15 protein-coding genes and 1 pseudogene are annotated in these 15,813 nt (G+C 63.4%); 13 read left to right on the top strand and 3 right to left on the bottom strand.

The window, feature by feature from the left end; all coding sequences use genetic code 11:
* The first annotated feature begins 117 nt into the window (after positions 1-117).
* From NYE40_RS08735 to NYE40_RS08745, 3 genes are all read left to right on the top strand, one after another.
* Entirely contained in the window at positions 118-1,119 is a 1,002-nt protein-coding gene (locus NYE40_RS08735) for a transglutaminase domain-containing protein (RefSeq protein WP_101808898.1), read from the top strand.
* A 97-nt stretch (positions 1,120-1,216) separates the two neighbouring features.
* Positions 1,217-1,879 carry a hypothetical protein gene (locus tag NYE40_RS08740; protein WP_028597800.1) on the top strand — a complete coding sequence of 221 codons (663 nt, stop codon included), beginning with the start codon at positions 1,217-1,219 and terminating at the stop codon, positions 1,877-1,879.
* Between the two features lie 167 nt (positions 1,880-2,046).
* On the top strand, positions 2,047-2,706 hold the full coding sequence (locus NYE40_RS08745; protein ID WP_101808899.1) for a nitroreductase family protein: 660 nt from the start codon (positions 2,047-2,049) through the stop codon (positions 2,704-2,706).
* Positions 2,707-2,961: 255 nt separating this feature from the next.
* Here NYE40_RS08745 and NYE40_RS08750 read toward each other — a convergent pair whose 3' ends face one another.
* Positions 2,962-3,822, bottom strand: a complete 861-nt coding sequence (locus NYE40_RS08750) for a LysR family transcriptional regulator (protein WP_339279797.1) — start codon at positions 3,820-3,822, stop codon at positions 2,962-2,964.
* A gap of 190 nt (positions 3,823-4,012) precedes the next feature.
* Between NYE40_RS08750 and NYE40_RS08755 the strand changes: the two genes are divergently transcribed.
* The 6 genes from NYE40_RS08755 (at position 4,013) to phoU (ending at position 9,318) form a co-directional block, all read left to right on the top strand.
* Positions 4,013-4,924: a phosphate ABC transporter substrate-binding protein PstS family protein gene (locus NYE40_RS08755; protein ID WP_153783253.1), complete on the top strand. Its 912-nt coding sequence runs from the start codon at positions 4,013-4,015 to the stop codon at positions 4,922-4,924.
* A 117-nt stretch (positions 4,925-5,041) separates the two neighbouring features.
* The gene (pstC, locus tag NYE40_RS08760) at positions 5,042-6,064 is read left to right on the top strand and encodes a phosphate ABC transporter permease subunit PstC (RefSeq protein WP_084136702.1); all 1,023 of its coding nucleotides are present in this window, start codon (positions 5,042-5,044) and stop codon (positions 6,062-6,064) included.
* A gap of 2 nt (positions 6,065-6,066) precedes the next feature.
* Positions 6,067-6,954 carry a phosphate ABC transporter permease PstA gene (gene pstA, locus NYE40_RS08765; RefSeq protein ID WP_028597805.1) on the top strand — a complete coding sequence of 296 codons (888 nt, stop codon included), beginning with the start codon at positions 6,067-6,069 and terminating at the stop codon, positions 6,952-6,954.
* Positions 6,955-6,979: 25 nt separating this feature from the next.
* On the top strand, positions 6,980-7,786 hold the full coding sequence (gene pstB / locus NYE40_RS08770; protein ID WP_084136705.1) for a phosphate ABC transporter ATP-binding protein PstB: 807 nt from the start codon (positions 6,980-6,982) through the stop codon (positions 7,784-7,786).
* A gap of 82 nt (positions 7,787-7,868) precedes the next feature.
* On the top strand, positions 7,869-8,627 hold the full coding sequence (gene pstB / locus NYE40_RS08775) for a phosphate ABC transporter ATP-binding protein PstB (protein ID WP_028597807.1): 759 nt from the start codon (positions 7,869-7,871) through the stop codon (positions 8,625-8,627).
* 31 nt (positions 8,628-8,658) lie between these two features.
* Positions 8,659-9,318, top strand: a complete 660-nt coding sequence (gene phoU / locus NYE40_RS08780; RefSeq protein ID WP_028597808.1) for a phosphate signaling complex protein PhoU — start codon at positions 8,659-8,661, stop codon at positions 9,316-9,318.
* 1,237 nt (positions 9,319-10,555) lie between these two features.
* Here the strand turns inward: phoU and NYE40_RS08785 are convergent.
* Together NYE40_RS08785 and NYE40_RS08790 are read right to left on the bottom strand one after the other, a co-directional pair.
* Positions 10,556-11,302: a glycerophosphodiester phosphodiesterase gene (locus NYE40_RS08785; RefSeq protein ID WP_028597809.1), complete on the bottom strand. Its 747-nt coding sequence runs from the start codon at positions 11,300-11,302 to the stop codon at positions 10,556-10,558.
* A gap of 253 nt (positions 11,303-11,555) precedes the next feature.
* On the bottom strand, positions 11,556-12,098 hold the full coding sequence (locus NYE40_RS08790; protein ID WP_205621414.1) for a nucleoside 2-deoxyribosyltransferase: 543 nt from the start codon (positions 12,096-12,098) through the stop codon (positions 11,556-11,558).
* A 156-nt stretch (positions 12,099-12,254) separates the two neighbouring features.
* Between NYE40_RS08790 and NYE40_RS08795 the strand changes: the two genes are divergently transcribed.
* The 4 genes and pseudogenes from NYE40_RS08795 to NYE40_RS08810 all read left to right on the top strand — a co-directional run.
* A complete protein-coding gene (locus NYE40_RS08795) occupies positions 12,255-13,526 on the top strand; it encodes an ABC transporter substrate-binding protein (protein WP_052333003.1) in 1,272 nt (423 codons plus the stop codon).
* Between the two features lies 1 nt (position 13,527).
* On the top strand, positions 13,528-14,556 hold the full coding sequence (locus NYE40_RS08800) for an iron ABC transporter permease (RefSeq protein WP_028597811.1): 1,029 nt from the start codon (positions 13,528-13,530) through the stop codon (positions 14,554-14,556).
* Positions 14,553-15,428 (top strand): ABC transporter ATP-binding protein, encoded by an 876-nt coding sequence (locus NYE40_RS08805; protein ID WP_084136709.1) that lies wholly within the window; start codon positions 14,553-14,555, stop codon positions 15,426-15,428. The genes NYE40_RS08800 and NYE40_RS08805 overlap by 4 nt, the downstream gene beginning before the upstream one ends.
* Positions 15,421-15,798: pseudogene (locus tag NYE40_RS08810) on the top strand (ankyrin repeat domain-containing protein); the annotation flags it as partial. The gene NYE40_RS08805 and the pseudogene NYE40_RS08810, both read left to right, overlap by 8 nt.
* Between the last annotated feature and the right edge of the window lie 15 nt (positions 15,799-15,813).

The raw sequence follows: 15,813 nt of genomic DNA on the forward strand, positions 1-15,813 counted from the left end.
TTCGATCCGAAGAAATACCTAACTAAATACCCGTGCCATAAGAACTACAAAACGATATATTGATCGTCCGTTAGTCTTATATCGCAATGTGGCGCGGGTGAAAGGGAGGAATCGGATATGATCGGACGTGGAATCGGCGAAGCTCAGTCAGCGGCAATGGAGGACGGAAGCCGCAAGGCAAGGCGGCGGATCGGAAGGAAGCCGTTCCGGCGTACGGGCAGGCGTGCGCTGACCGCCATCCTGTCCGCGAGCCTGCTGCTCGGCGCGGCGCTGCCGGCCGCTGCGGCGGCAAATGCGCCGATCGCGAAAGCGGCGAAGGGAAGGAGCGGCGCCGGCAAGGCCGATGCCGCCTACGCGGCCGATCCTGCCGTCGCGACGGCCCGGCCGGCAGCGGCCGTCGCCGCGCCTGACGCCGCCCCTGTCCTCGAGGCTGCGACGTTCGAGGAGATCGCGGAGCTGATCTACGGCGTCATGAAGGACGGATACGGCGAGCGGGCGACGGTCCTGTACCGCGGCAGCACGGAATCGCTGGACCAGAAGCTGCAGCAGGTGTTCAAGGCGATTGGCGCCAAGGATGACGACCTGCGCTTTGTCCTCAAAAAGATGACCTGGAACTGGACAAGCACGGCCTACTCCGCGACGATCGACTATCGCATGTCCTATTGGGAGACGTCCGAGCAGACCGAGGCCGTCAACGAAGAAGCGCGCAAGGCCGTCCAGTCGCCGGCCATTGCCCGCAAGAAGGAAGGCCGCGAGCAGACGCTGGCGATCTATGAATGGGTGATGGACCGGTTCCGCTACGACCGCACGCTGGAGGAGCATTCCGCATATGCGGGACTGTACGGCAAGAACGGAACGGTCTGTCAGGGCTATGCGCTCATGCTTCATCGCTTGCTGCAAGCGGCCGGCTACGAGAGCCGCATCGTGTACGGCAAGTCCAAGGGCGATCTTCATCTTTGGAACATGGTCCGCCTGGACGGCGTCTGGCAGCATCTGGACGCGACGCTGGACGATCCCGGAGCGGGCAAAAGCAAGCTCGCCTATTTCCTCCGCTCCGACGCCGCCATGGCGGCCGACCACAGCTGGGACCGCTCGGCATACCCCGCCGCCGGCCGTTGACCGGTCGAGAGGCGGGCGCGAGCCGCCTCGAAGTTTGTCAAACGCTTTCCCTTTGTTGGACGGAATGGTAAGATGGACGCATGAGGAGGATGCGTTCATGACGACTAATCAAAATACCGACGAGCTCCAGCCAGGACAAGGAGCCGAAGCGGCGACGCCGGGACAGCCTCAGCTGACCGAGGAGGAGCTGCAGCAGATGATCGCTGCGCTTTATCAGCACGGCGAGCTCGCGCTCAGAAGCTTCTATCAGGACGAATACGAAGTAGACGGACAAGTGGTGAATCACCCGATGTACGGGCCGCTGTTCACCTACCGGCTGCTCGATGCCAATAAGAATCCCCATTCCGTAGGCTTCTTCATGAACGAGCTCGTGCACAATTTCCAAAAGAACGAGGATCCGGCTCTTTGGATGTCGTCGTTCTTCGTGGACATCCTGCGCGGCGAGCGCAGCCGCCTGCTGCCGCCGCCGCCGCAAAACGAAGAGGAAGCGAAATACCTGTTCGACCAGATCATCGTTCCGCATTGCGCCAAGATGTGCCGCGCCGAGTTCGAGGACGAGCCGGTCCATGTCGACATCGACATCCATCCGGACCACGGTCCGGTCGTCGAGGCCGGCTTCCCGTCGATCCGCGAGGGCAACAACGTCGTCGCGATGCCGTTCCACTACTTGCTCGCGCTGCATCTGCTGAATCGCGATACGGCCGACCCGCTCATCACCGGCCTGTACAAAATCCGCGAAGAGCATGGGCTGGACGCTTGATCGATTCATCCCGCCGTCCCTTGGAAACCAAGGGACGGTTTTTTCTTGCCGACCTGAGAGCTCAAGCAGCGGCGGCTAAGCACGGGAGTTTATTCCGACCTATTGACAGGGATTAATCCCCTCCCTATACTGTGGTTATTATCATAACAGTTCAAGGAGTGGGAGACATGTCGACGACGAATCCACAAGCGAGCCTGCCGGCCGCAGATTTCCATGAGGTGATCAAAAGCAGAAGATCGGTCCGCAAGTATGATCCGGACTTCAAGCTGACGGACGAAGAGATCAAGGAGCTTCTGACGACGGCGACGCTCGCCCCTTCCGGAAGCAACATGCAGCCGTGGCGCTTCATCGTCATCACCGACTCGGAGCTCAAGCAGAAGCTGCTTCCGATCGCCTTCAACCAGGAGCAGGTCGTCGCCGCTTCGGCCGTCATCGCCGTGCTCGTCGATCTCCAGGCGTATACGGAAGCTCCCCGCATCTACGGCAAAGCGGTCGAGGCCGGCTATATGAACGAGGAGACGGCCGCCAAGCTGGTCGAGAACATGAACCGCTTCTACGGCTCCCTGCCGCAGGAGCGCGCGCTCCAGTCCGCTCTGATCGACGGCGGCCTCGTCTCCCAGCAGCTCATGCTGGCCGCCCGCGCCCGCGGCCTCGACACCGTGCCGATGGCCGGCTACAACGTCGACCAGTTCCGCGAGCTGCTGCAGATTTCCGACCGCTACGCCAACGTCATGCTGATCGCGCTCGGCAAGGCGGCTCAGCCCGGCCATCCAACCGTCCGGCTGCATGTCGACGAGATCACCCATTGGAACGGCTTCAACGTCTGATGCCGGATCGCGGCCAGGCGGTCTAAAGCGACGGAAGCGCTCGATCGGGTGAAGGATACGATCGGCGGCATGGACGAATTCTACTAATAGAAGCAGCGTGACGCCGGCAAGCTTCAGGTTCATCGGCCGTTCCCTAGCGGGAAGGGCGGCATTTCCGGCCAAACACAAGACGGGATGGAGCAGACGCTCCATCCCGTCTTGTGTTTTTTCGGAACGAATGCTTCATCGCTTCGAATGGGAATCCGCAGGAGGGAGTCAGCCGCCGCGCCTCGTGTCGGCGAACAGAGCGAGCAGCATCGGCTCGTCCTTGCGCGCGAGCAGCGGTCCGGGTGCGAGCTCGAGGCCGTAGGAAGGGGCTCCGGGAAGCGGGATCAGCCGCAGTCCGGCCGCGCCGCTGGCCGCCGCCGCCGGATGATGCCGGCTGAAGTCGGGCACGATAGCAAAACCGAGGCCTTGCGCCGCGAGCGTCCGGGCCGTGCCGAGATCGGCGGATGTGTACGTTTCCCGGAGAGCGCCGCGGCGGGATTCGCTCCACTCGAGGCATAGCCGGCGCAGCTCCGTGCCGGCAGGCGGAGCGATCCACGGCGATTGCGAGGCGAGCAGAGAATCGGCCGACGCTCCCGCATAAGCGGGATGAGAGGCGGATACCGCCAGCTTCAGCTCGGCCTGCCAGTAGACGCTGCCCGCTACCGAAGGCGGCTCGGCCCGCTCGGATACGATCAGATCAGGCTCCTCCAGCCGCCGCTCGGCGGTGAAGTCGATCGCGCGTCCGAACGGCTCGAGCAACGAGGCGGCAAGCGCGGCGGCCTGCTCGCGGCAAGGCGCGTCGATCCACACCGCCAGCCGCTCTCCCGCTGCCGCGAGCAGCCGCATCTCCAGCCGCGCTTCCTCGTGCAGCCGGATGATCTCGCGCGCGAAGCGGAGCAGCGCCTTGCCGGCATCGGTCAGCAGGATGCGGCCGGTTTTCGACTCGAACAGCTCCGTCCCCCATTCCTCCTCCATCTTCTTCATATGAAAGGTTGCCGTAGGCTGCTTGAGGCCGAGCTCGCGGGCGGCGGGAGTCACCTTCTTATGCTTGTCCAGCAGGACGAGCAGCCTCCATTTAACGATTGTCATGATGGATCTTCCCTTTCGCCATGAAGTATAGATATTTTATGTGAATATGCTTGCTTTATTATAGATAAAATAAATGCAATTTTACAATTACCTTTACAAAGCGAACATACGGCATTAACAACCGGCTCGTACAATGAATCTCGTAAGGCAGATCAAAACTCGGATCTTCGGAAGGGGAAACAAAAACAAGATGAAAAAGACGATGCTGGTCCTGATGACGACGGTGCTTGCCTTGACGCTGGCTGCCTGCGGAAGCAAGAACGACGCGAACAGCGGAGGAGCGGAGGGCGCAAGCCTGAGCGGCTCGATCCTCGCGGCAGGCTCCACGGCGATGCAGCCGCTGGTTGAGCAAGTATCCCAGAAATTCATGGCCGAATCGGAATATAGCGGAGTCACGGTGCAGGTTCAAGGCGGCGGCAGCGGCACTGGCCTGACGCAAGTATCGGAAGGACAAGCCGACATCGGCAACTCGGACATCTTCGCCGGCGAGAAGTTCACGGATGCCGACGCGGACAAAGGCAAGGAGCTCATCGACCATCAAGTCGCCGTCGTCGCCATGGCGACCGTCGTCAACAAGAATATCGCCATCGACGACCTGTCGAAGCAGCAGCTGGTCGACATCTTCACCGGCAAAGTGACGAACTGGAAAGAAGTCGGCGGTGCCGACGAGAAGATCGTCATCGTCAACCGTCCATCGAGCTCCGGCACGCGCAAGACGTTTGAAAAGTACGGACTCGGCACGAAATCCGAAGATCTCCCGGGCAACATCCAAGAGGATTCCTCCGGCACGGTCAAAAAGCTCGTCGGCGAAACGCCGGGAGCGATCGGCTACCTGGCGCTCTCCTACCTCGACGATTCGGTGAAGACGCTCAAGCTCGACGGCGTCGAAGCGACTCCGGACAACGTCAAAACCGGCGCGTATCCGATCTGGGCCTACCAGCACATGTACACGAAGGGCGAGCCGAACGAAGTCGTCAAAGCGTTCCTCGACTACATGGTCAGCGACGACATCCAAAAGACGGACGTAACCGATCTGGGCTACATTTCCATCAACGACATGCAAGTGACGCGCGATGAAGCCGGCACGATCACGAAAAAATAACACCGTCATCACCAGCTGCGTTTCATGGCGCAGCGGCAGGCCAAGAAGGAGGCATCCCATGCCCCCTCTTGGCTTTGCGCCATGCCAAGAGTATTCGGCGTAAGGAGAGATCAATTCATGAAAGCAACCTTAGACCCTGCCCGGCCAGGCTCCGAGGGCGCAGAGCCGACTTCGAGGGCCGAGGCTTCGTCCGAGCCGCGCGCCGAGGCGTCTCCGGCATCCGCCGCCCCTTCCGGCGGAACGCCGCCTCGTCCGACCGCGCGCCGCAAATCGCGCTCCGGCGGAGAATGGTTCGGCAAGACGTATACGCTCATCTGCGTCGCCGTGCTCATCGTCACGATTTTTTCGATCGTTTATTTCGTTGCGTCCAAGGGGCTGTCGACCTTCTTCGTCAACGGCGTCAGCCTGAAGGAATTCCTGTTCGGCACGAAATGGGCGCCTGACGGCGAGCCGCAGTCGTTCGGCGCGCTGCCGTTCATCACCGGCTCGTTCGTCACCTCGATTCTGGCTGCCTGCATCTCGGCTCCGCTCGCCTTCTGCGCGGCGATCTTCATGACCGAGCTGATGCCGAAGTTCGGCAAAAGGGTCATGCAGCCGGTCATCGAGCTGCTCGCCGGCATCCCGTCGGTCGTGTACGGCTTTGTCGGCCTGACCGTTATCGTGCCGTTCTTCCGCGCGATCTTCCCCGGGCAGGGCCTCGGCCTCGCCGCAGGCGCGGTCGTGCTCTCGATCATGATCCTGCCGACGATCACGACGATCGCGACCGATGCGATGAGCAACCTGCCGCGCGGCCTCAAGGAAGGCAGCTACGCGCTCGGCGCGACGCGCTGGCAGACGATCTCGCGCAGCATCCTGCCGGCCGTCATCCCGTCCATGCTGACGGGCGTCGTGCTCGGCATCGCGCGCGCTTTCGGCGAGGCGCTCGCCGTGCAGATGGTCATCGGCAACGCTCCGCATATTCCGAGCTCGCTGTTCGAATCGGCGTCCACGCTGACGAGCGTCATCACGCTCAGCATGGGCAACACGATCATGGGCCAAGTCCAGAACAACGTGCTGTGGAGCCTCGCGCTCGTGCTGCTCGTCATGACATTCGTCTTCGTCGCGATCGTGCGCGTGCTGGAAAGGAGAAGCCTGCGATGAGAATGTCCAACAAAACCGCCGACCGCGTAGCGACGGCTGTCTTCTACTTCTTCGCCTTCCTCATCATCCTCATCCTGGCGGGGCTGATCGGATTCATTCTGTACCGCGGCCTCAGCCATATCAGCTTCGGCTTCCTGACGTCGCCGCCGCAGACGTTCAAGGTCGGAGGCGGCATCGGGCCGCAGCTGTTCAACTCGCTGTTCCTGCTCGTGCTGACGATGATCATCACCGTGCCTCTCGGCATCGGCGCCGGCATCTACATGGCGGAGTACGCCCGTCCGGGCCGGTTCACCGACTTCATCCGGCTCGTCGTCGAGGTGCTCTCCTCGTTCCCTTCGATCGTCGTCGGCCTGTTCGGCCTGCTGGTGTTCGTCAACTACTTCGGCCTCAAGTTCTCGCTGCTGGCCGGCGCGCTCGCGCTGACCGTATTCAACCTGCCGCTCATGGTGCGCATCACCGAGCAGGGCATCCGCGGCGTGCCGCGCGAGCAGAAGGAGGCGGGACTCGCCCTCGGCCTGACGCGTTGGAAAACGATCGTCAAGATCATGCTGCCGGTCGCGCTGCCGACGATCCTGACCGGCACGATCCTGGCCGCAGGCCGCGTCTTCGGCGAAGCCGCCGCGCTGCTGTTCACCGCCGGCATGAGCTCGCCGCGGCTGGACTTCACCGACTGGAATCCGTTCAGTCCGGTGTCGCCGCTCAATCCGCTTCGTCCGGCCGAGACGCTCGCCGTGCACATCTGGAAAATCAACAGCGAAGGCATCGCTCCGGACGCCGCGCAGATCGCGGCCGGCGCTTCCGCCGTGCTCATCCTGACGGTGCTGCTGTTCAATCTGGGCTCCCGCTGGCTTGGCCGCTTCTTGTACCGCAAGCTGACGGCATCCCGCTAAACCCGACTACGAGGAGGACCCCAAGATGGCAATCGCAGCTCCCTCGAGCGCAATCGGCGCGAGCACGCGGCCGGGAGGCAGCGCGGCGCTGGCCGCCGAGCAGCTGAGCATCTTTTACGGAGAGAAGGAAGCGGTCAAAAAAGTCGACCTGAGCTTCGCGAGAGGCAGCGTGACGGCGCTCATCGGCCCGTCCGGGTGCGGCAAGTCCACGTTCCTGCGGAGCCTCAACCGGATGAACGACACGATCGCCGGCGCGAGCGCCAAAGGAAGCATCTGGCTGGACGGCGAGGACATCAACGCGCCGGGCACCGATGTCGTCTCGCTGCGCCAGCGGATCGGCATGGTGTGGCAAAAGCCGAATCCGTTCTACAAGTCGATCTATGAAAACGTCGCCTTCGGTCCGCGCTATCACGGCGTGCGCAACAAGCGCGAGCTGGACGAGATCGTCGAGTCCTGCCTGCGCCGCACGGCGCTGTGGGACGAGACGAAGGACCGGCTGAACCAGTCGGCGCTCGCGCTGTCCGGCGGCCAGCAGCAGCGGCTGTGCATCGCCCGCGCGCTGTCGGTGCAGCCGGAAATCCTGCTCATGGACGAGCCGGCCTCCGCGCTCGACCCGGTGTCGACGTCCAAGATCGAGGAGCTCATCTCTGAGCTCAAGCAGGAGTACTGCATCGTCATCGTGACGCACAACATGGGCCAGGCGGCCCGCGTGTCCGACAAGACGGCGTTCTTCTACATGGGCAATCTGATCGAGCACAACGAGACGAACGTCATTTTCACCAATCCGGAGAAGAAGCAGACCGACGACTACATCTCGGGCCGCTTCGGCTGATCCGAAAGGCAAGCCGCGCTCGGCCGGGAGAGGCCGTCGCGGCGGCAATCCGACTATCGACGCATGGGAGAAGGGGAACGTTATGACGACATCGATCATGGAGATTGACCGGCTCAACCTGCATTACAGCGAGTTCCACGCGCTCAAGAACATCGAGCTGGACATTCCCGAAAAGACCATCACCGCCTTTATCGGCCCGTCGGGCTGCGGCAAGTCGACGTTCCTGCGCACGCTCAACCGCATGAACGATCTCGTCGCCGGCGTCAAGATCGACGGCAGCGTCAAGCTGGACGGCGAGGACATCTACGGTGCGGAAACGGACGTCGAGTCCCTCCGCAAGCGGGTCGGCATGGTGTTCCAGCAGCCGAATCCCTTTCCGAAGTCGATCTTCGACAATGTCGCGTACGGCCCGCGGCTGCACGGCATCCGCGACAAGGCGACCTTGAACGAGATCGTGGAGCGCAGCCTGCGCGGCGCCTCGCTGTGGGAGGAAGTGAAGGATCTGCTCGGCAAGTCGGCGCTCAGCCTGTCCGGCGGCCAGCAGCAGCGGCTGTGCATCGCCCGCGCGCTCGCCGTCGAGCCCGAGGTGCTGCTCATGGACGAGGCGACGTCCGCGCTCGACCCGATCTCGACGCTCAAGATCGAGGAGCTGGTGCGCGAGCTCAAGAAGGAGTACACGATCGTCATGGTGACGCACAACATGCACCAGGCGGCGCGCGTATCCGACCGTACCGTGTTTTTCCTCAACGGAGAGCTTGTCGAGGCCGACGAGACGGAGAAGCTGTTCTCCAACCCGAGCGACGCGCGCACGGAAGACTACATTACAGGACGCTTCGGCTGAAGCGCCGGCGAGAGGGAGAGAAGAGACCGTCATGATCAAACGCAAGGAACTGGACGAGGGACTGGAGCAGCTCGACAAGATGCTGCAGGAAATGGGCGAGCATGTGGAGTCGGCGCTCGCGGGATCGATGCAGGCGCTGATGAGCGTCGACACCGAGGCGGCGTCCGCGATCATCCGCCGCGACCCGGAGCTGAACCGGCTGGAGGAGCGCATTACGGAGCTCGGCTCCAAGCTGATCGCCACGCAGCAGCCGGTCGCCAAGGATTTGAGGCGCGTGCTCGTCGCGTTCCGCATCTCCGGCGACCTGGAGCGGATGGGCGATCTGTCGGTCGACATCGCCAAGGTCGTGCTGCGCCTCGAGGGGCAGCAGCTCATCAAGCCGCTGATCGACCTGCCGCGCATGGCCGAGATCGTGCAGACGATGATTTTCGAGTCGATCCAGTCGTTCGTGCAGGAGAATGTCGATCTCGCCTACAAGATGGCCAAGGACGACGATGCCGTCGACGCGCTGTACTCGCAGATCATCCGCGAGCTGTATACGCTCATGGTGCAGGACCCGCGCACGATCAACCAGTCGATGCTGCTCAGCTTCGTCGGCCGCTATATCGAGCGTCTGGCCGACCATGCGACCAATATCGGGGAAAGCGTCGTTTACCTCGTGACGGGCCGCCGTCCGGATTTGAACGCCTAGCTTTTTTGTAGCGTCGGCTGCTGCATGCGCCTTGACCGTTTCGGAATTCCGGAGCGGGAGGCGCTTTTTGGCGTTCCCTTGAGCGCAGGGAGGGCTTGGGGAGCCTCGGGATCGGGGAGCTTGGAGTCTGGGAGCCTAGGGAGCGGGGAATTCGGGAAGCCCGGGGAGCCTGTGGAATCTGTGGGGCCGTGGGTCAAGAGTTGCCCCGCTCCGGGGACGGAACCTCTTTCCGATTCCGCTGAAGCCCAGATTCCTCTGATCTCCCTTTCCGAAACGGAAGGAATCCGGCCTTCAAGGGAACCGCTGCCGCTTCTCCAAGAGGTTTCCGTCCCCTCCGCTCCCTGCTTGGACCTTTGCTAGATGCAACCCCCGAACCCCGACAGGTAGAGTAGCCCCGCCCCCGGTACATCCGGCAACCCCGGCAACCCCGGCAGCCCCAGCAACCCCAGCAACCCCAGCAACCCCAGCAACCCCAGCAACCCCAGCAACCCCAGCAGCCCCAGCAGCCCCAGCAGCCCCAGCAGCCCCAGCAGCCCCAGCAGCCCCGGCAGCCCCAGCTATCCCAGCACCACCGCTTCGTTCTTTGCAGCTGGAAAGCTAACGATTCGTCAGACGCTTAGACGCCTTTTAGTCGTGGATTCAAAAACCTAACGACGCCTCAAGTGCTTAGCGTTGAGGATATTGCGTTTCTCTATCGAAAAAATGCTATTTTTCGTTCGCTAAGATTCGTGAGAGTCGTTAGATTTTCACAACGCCGCGTAGGGGACTTCTTACGATTTCAGGAGTCGTTAGCCGCGAAGATGTCGAACTTCGGGGCGGCCGGGGGGAGCGGACAAGGAAAACCAAGAAGAACAAAAAACGCGAAACGCGATCGGGCTCGATGTGCCGCCTCAAGCTGCCGGCAAGAAAAAGAGACACGCCGTTCAGCCGGTTCGCTCCGCCTAAGCGTGCGTTGGCCGATTGAGGTGTCTCAAGTTCGAGAAGCCGGATTCAGTTGAGTACGATCAGCTGTCTTATGCTGCCTAGGCCGTAATTCGGATCGTGTCGAGATTCAGTGAGCCGGGGCATCCGCAAGGGGATGCACGGATCGGCCATCAAGCCGCAGGCAGGGCGTAGGCTCGACGGCGACTGAGAGTGACGGACCAATAGCGGTCCGCCCGCCGGACTAATAGCGGTCCGCCTGACGAGCCTTTAGCGTCCCGCCCGCCGGGCCTTTAGCGTCCCGCCCGCCGGGCCTTTAGCGTCCGGCCCGCTGGGCCAGCCAGTCGTTCAGCCGGCCGGGATAATCGGTGATGATGCCGGAGACGCCGATCGCGGCCAGCCGTTCCCATTCCTCGGGCCGATTGGCGGTGTAAGGGTAGACGGCAATGCCGGCCGCCTTCGCGTCCTCGGCGTCCTCGCGGCCGATCAGCCCGTGATGCGGATGGAGCGACCATACCTCGGTCTCGAGCAGAGCTGCGTAGGAGGCATGATGATACAGATCGGCGGCATAGAGCAGCCCGATGCGCAGCTCCGGCTCGGCAGCTTTGAGACGGACGAGCAGCTTGTGGTCGAACGAGGAGACGACGGTGCGGAACAGGTTCGTTCCTTGACGGAGAAAGTCGAGCAGCTTGGCGTCGAGTTGCTCTCCGGCCGCGTCTTTCACCTCGACGTTGATCTCTACCGTCAACGGCAGCAGCTCGTAGACTTCGCTCAGCAGCGGCACGCGCTCGCCGGCGAATGCCGGACCGAACCAGGCTCCGGCGTCGGCGCGTCGGATTTCTTCTGCCGTCTGGTCGCGAATCGCGCCTGCGCCATCCGTCGTTCGATCGAGCGTATCGTCATGGCAGACGATCAACTGTCCGTCGGCGGACAGATGGACGTCGAGCTCGACCATCTGCGCGCCTTGCTCTGCGGCGAGCCGGAAGCTGGCGAGCGTGTTCTCAGGCGCTTCACCTGCGGCGCCGCGATGTCCAATGACGAGCGGCTGGAGGGAGGAATTCATCTTGACCATCCTTTCGGGTTCTCAAATGGGATACGGCAAGCAGGGTCGGCCCAAGCCGCCGGCTGCCGGCCGCATCGGCCGAACAGCCGCGCCAGGGCTCGTCCGCGCCAGACTCGGTCGAGCCAGGCTCGGCCGCATCAGGCTCGGTCGCGCCAGGCTCGGGTGCGCCATACACCGGCATCCGTAGCTGCCGCTGGCGCTTCCCTGCCATTATAAGCCTCGCGCAGCGGCTTGTCTGCCCGACTCGTCGGGTTTAACCGAAGCTTAACACGCCGGCGGCCAGATCAGCGGAGGCGCGACGCAGCGCGTCCTCCAGTCCACCCTCGACGACGGTGGCGGGGATGGCGAGCATCAGGTTCACCGGCAGGCCGAAGTTCTCGACGTTCATCCCGTCCCGATGCAGGCCGGTAGCCGGATCGATCTCGGCCGCGAGACGCTCGGCCTGGTCCCGCGCATCGGCCAGATGAGCGTAGAGCGGCTTGCCGAGCGCATAGGCGAGCCCGCACTCGAAGACGGTGCCGGCATCCGGCTCGGCGCCGCGAAACGCGTTCAGATTGGCGATTACGAAGTCGGCCTGGCGGACGAGCCGCACGTTGCCTTCGAAGATGGCGCGAGCGGTGTCCAGCCGGTCGGGCAATGGACGGATGTCCTTGTCGAGCGGAAAGATGCCGCGGAAGCCGTATTCGGCGCAGAGCACCTTCATCGCGCGGCCGGTATCGGCCGCGTCGGGTCGGAACACCTCGAATCCGGCGAGGTAGACGGACGGGATGGAGGCGGGCGTAGCTGAGAAAGTCATAGTCGATGTTCATCTCCTTCGGGTCGATTTCTCCATTTTACCATGGCGCGGAAAAAGATGGTCGGACCCCGTTGACAATGAGAATCGTTATCAGTATTATAGATTCAGTAAATGATACTGATTCTCATTCTTAATCCAACCGGGGAGGTTTCTTTCATGTTCCGCAGCACCAAATCGCTTCTCGCCGCTTCCGCGGCAGCACTTATTCTCGTCTCGGCTTCCGGCGTGCCGTCGACGGCGCGCGCCGCTGCCGCGCCGATCCAGGTGACGCTCGACGGCAAAAAGCTGTCGCTCGACGCGCAGCCGATCGTAACCGCTGGTCGCACGCTCGTGCCTTACAGCTCGATCGTCCAGTCGCTCGGCGGCAAGGCAACCTGGAACAGCTCGACGCGCACGGTGACGGCGACGAGCGGAAGCGATACCGTCAAGCTGACGGCAAGCTCTGCGACGGCATACATAAACGGCAAAGCCACGAAGCTGGAGGCCGCTCCGGTCATCCAGAACGGCAGGACGTTCGTTCCGCTGCGCCTCATCACGGAAGCGTTCGGAAAGTGGGTCACCTGGTCGCAATCGAGCCGCACGGTCGCGATTTCGAGCAAGCTGACGCTGACGACGAGCACCGGACCGTTCACGCTGAACAAGCGTCCGCAGCGCATCGTCACGCTTTCCTCGTCCGACACCGAGATGATCTACGCGCTCGGCGGCACGGTTGTCGGCCGTCCGACGGCGATGGGCGCGGTCAATCCGCCGGAAGCCGCATCGGCGGTCGAAGTCGGCAGCACGCACGGCATCCTGTTCGAGAAGCTGGCATCCGTCAAGCCGGATCTGGTCATCGCGAGCCCGTCTCTTGCCAGCCAGAAGGCGACGATCGAGAAGCTCGGCGCGCAAGTGCTGCTCAACTCGCACAACTCCTATGATCAGATCAAGTCCTCCCTGCGCCTGTACGGCAAGCTGCTCGGCAAGGAGACAAAGGCCGAGGAAATCGCAGCCAACATGGACCGCACGGTGAGCAGCCTGAAGAAGCCGGCGACCAAGCCGAAGACGCTGATCGTGTACGGCGCTCCTGGCAGCTTCGTCGTCGCTCTGCCGACGAGCTACCCGGGCAGCTTCCTGGAGCTGGCGGGCGGCGAGAACGTAGCGTCCAAGTTCCCGAAAATGGACACGATGCCGCAATACGCCGAGCTCAGCATGGAGCGCATCGTCGCGGCCAACCCGGACCTGATCCTGCTCATCGCCCATGGCGACGCCGCAGAAGTCAAGTCGGCGTTCAAAAAGCAGTTCGAGTCGAATCCGGCCTGGAACAACCTGTCGGCGATCAAGGACGACCAGTTCGAGATCCTGCCGCAGAACCTGTTCGCCGCCAACCCGGGCCTGCGCGCTCCAGAGGCGATCAAGACGATCAACAAGCTGCTCCTGCAGGTGAACTGACATGGCGGCCGTCCTGTCGCCGGCTGACGTCAAGCGGGCGAGGCGCCCGGCGTCGGCGCGGCATGCGGCCGTGCTCGTCGGCGCGGCGGCGCTCGTCGTCGCCAGCGTCGTCTGCGGTCTCGCGCTCGGATCGATCCGGATTCCGATCGCCGACGTGTGGGCCTCGCTCCTCGGGCGCTCCGACACCGAGGCGTGGCAAATCGTTTGGAACCTGCGTCTGCCGCGCGTGCTGACCGGCCTTATGGTCGGCGGCGCGCTCGGCCTTTCCGGCGCTCTGCTGCAAGGCGTATTCCGCAATCCGCTTGCCGATCCCGGCATCATCGGCGTCTCGTCGGGCGGAGGCATCGCCGCTGTCGCCATCATGATCCTGTTCCCAGCGCAGATCGCGCTGCTGCCCGCGGCGGCGTTCATCGGCGCCTTGGCGGCCAGCGCGGTCATCTACGGGCTCGCCTGGAAGGGCGGAGCATCTCCGGTGAGGCTCATCCTCGCCGGCGTCGCGGTCAACTCGCTGCTCGGCGCAGCGATGTCGGCGCTCATGATCCTCAACAGCGAAAAGGTGCAATCGGTGCTGCCGTGGATGAGCGGCAGCCTGAACGGCCGCAGCTGGCCGCATGCCGACGCGCTGCTGCCTTACGCGCTGGCCGGACTTGCGGCGGCGCTGCTGCTGATCAAGCCGGCGAACCTGCTGGCGCTCGGTGACGACGCGGCCAAGCTGCTCGGCGTGCGCGTCGAGCTGTACCGCCTCATCATCGTCGGCGTCGCGGCATTCCTCGCCGGCGCGGCGATCAGCCAGGCCGGCATGGTCGGCTTCGTCGGCCTTGTCGTGCCGCATATCGTCCGCATGCTTGTCGGCTCGGACTACCGCGTTCTCATGCCGGCGTCCGCGCTCGGCGGCGCGGCGCTCGTCACGCTGGCCGATACGGCGGCGCGCACGCTGTTCGATCCGATCGAGTTCCCGGTCGGCATCCTGCTGGCGCTGCTCGGAGCTCCGTTCTTCCTTTATCTGCTGCGAAAGGGGGCGAAACGATGAGCCGTCTGACCGGAGAAGCGCTCGTGCACGGCTACGGCGACCGGCTTGTCGTGCACGGCGTCGACATCGACATCGTCAAAGGCGAGTGGGTCGGCATCATCGGCCCGAACGGCTCGGGCAAGTCGACCGTGCTGCGGATGCTTGCCCGCTTGATGAAGCCGCGCGGCGGATCGGCGCTGCTTGACGGCAAAGATCTGGCGGCGATTCCGCCCAAAGCCGTGGCGCGACAAATCGCGATGCTGGCGCAAGCCCAGGAGTCGGGATTGGAGCTGACCGTGCGCGAGCTGGTGCGCAAGGGACGCCACCCGCATTTGAAATGGTACCAGGATGGAAGCGCCGAAGAGCATGAGAGCATCGTCGACTGGGCGATCGCGGCGGCCTCGCTGCAGGAGCTGCAGCATCGGCCGCTGCCTGCGCTGTCAGGCGGGGAGCGCCAGCGCGCCTGGCTCGCGATGGCGATCGCGCAGACGCCTTCGGTGCTGCTGCTCGACGAGCCGGCTACGTATCTGGACATCGCCCATCAGCTCGAGCTGATGGAGCTTGTCCAAAGGCTGAACCGCGAGCAGGGAATGACCGTCGTGACCGTGCTGCATGACCTCAATCAAGCCGCCCGCTACTGCGACAGGCTCGTTGCCGTCAAGGACGGCCGAGTCGCCGCTCAGGGCCGGCCCGCCGAGCTGTTTACGCATGCGTTTTTCCGCGACGTATTCGGCGTCGAGGGCAGCATCCGGACCGACGAAGGCGTGCCGAGCTTCCAGGCGCGGCGTGCGACAACGGCACGCCGGCTGGCGGCGCCGGCCGAATCCGCAAGCGCGGATTCGAGCCATGAAGCGATTCAACCACAGGAAACGGGAGAGATGACAAATGTCTGAGCAAGCATTGAATCCAGAACTGGTACGCGCCTTCGTCGGCTCGGCCCATAGCGATCTGGAGCGCGTGCAGCAGCTGCTGCAAGAAGAGCCGGGACTGCTGCATGCCGCTATGAACTGGGGCGGCGGCGATTGGGAGACGGCGGCCGGAGCGGCCGCTCACGTCGGCCGCAAGGATATTCTGAACTGGCTGCTCGAGCAGGGAGCGCGTCTGGATCTGTTCGGCGCGGCGATGCTCGGCGAGCTGGAGCTCGTCCGCTCGGTCATCGAGCGCCATCCGTCTCAGCTGCATGCCAAGGGACCGCATGGCATCACGCTGCTGCAGCACGCCCTGATGGGCGGGCCGGACGCGCAAGAGGTCGTGGCTTATTTGAAGGAAAAGCTGGGA

Source organism: Paenibacillus sp. FSL W8-1187 (assembly GCF_037965485.1).
Taxonomy (GTDB): Bacteria; Bacillota; Bacilli; order Paenibacillales; family Paenibacillaceae; genus Paenibacillus_O; species Paenibacillus_O pasadenensis.

Bases quoted from the DNA above. Each gene is read 5' to 3' on its own strand.
- NYE40_RS08735 (WP_101808898.1), top strand. From the start codon at position 118: ATGATCGGACGTGGAATCGGCGAAGCTCAGTCAGCGGCAATGGAGGAC.
- NYE40_RS08740 (WP_028597800.1), top strand. From the start codon at position 1,217: ATGACGACTAATCAAAATACCGACGAGCTCCAGCCAGGACAAGGAGCC.
- NYE40_RS08745 (WP_101808899.1), top strand. From the start codon at position 2,047: ATGTCGACGACGAATCCACAAGCGAGCCTGCCGGCCGCAGATTTCCAT.
- NYE40_RS08750 (WP_339279797.1), bottom strand. From the start codon at position 3,822: ATGACAATCGTTAAATGGAGGCTGCTCGTCCTGCTGGACAAGCATAAG.
- NYE40_RS08755 (WP_153783253.1), top strand. From the start codon at position 4,013: ATGAAAAAGACGATGCTGGTCCTGATGACGACGGTGCTTGCCTTGACG.
- pstC (WP_084136702.1), top strand. From the start codon at position 5,042: ATGAAAGCAACCTTAGACCCTGCCCGGCCAGGCTCCGAGGGCGCAGAG.
- pstA (WP_028597805.1), top strand. From the start codon at position 6,067: ATGTCCAACAAAACCGCCGACCGCGTAGCGACGGCTGTCTTCTACTTC.
- pstB (WP_084136705.1), top strand. From the start codon at position 6,980: ATGGCAATCGCAGCTCCCTCGAGCGCAATCGGCGCGAGCACGCGGCCG.
- pstB (WP_028597807.1), top strand. From the start codon at position 7,869: ATGACGACATCGATCATGGAGATTGACCGGCTCAACCTGCATTACAGC.
- phoU (WP_028597808.1), top strand. From the start codon at position 8,659: ATGATCAAACGCAAGGAACTGGACGAGGGACTGGAGCAGCTCGACAAG.
- NYE40_RS08785 (WP_028597809.1), bottom strand. From the start codon at position 11,302: ATGAATTCCTCCCTCCAGCCGCTCGTCATTGGACATCGCGGCGCCGCA.
- NYE40_RS08790 (WP_205621414.1), bottom strand. From the start codon at position 12,098: ATGACTTTCTCAGCTACGCCCGCCTCCATCCCGTCCGTCTACCTCGCC.
- NYE40_RS08795 (WP_052333003.1), top strand. From the start codon at position 12,255: ATGTTCCGCAGCACCAAATCGCTTCTCGCCGCTTCCGCGGCAGCACTT.
- NYE40_RS08800 (WP_028597811.1), top strand. From the start codon at position 13,528: ATGGCGGCCGTCCTGTCGCCGGCTGACGTCAAGCGGGCGAGGCGCCCG.
- NYE40_RS08805 (WP_084136709.1), top strand. From the start codon at position 14,553: ATGAGCCGTCTGACCGGAGAAGCGCTCGTGCACGGCTACGGCGACCGG.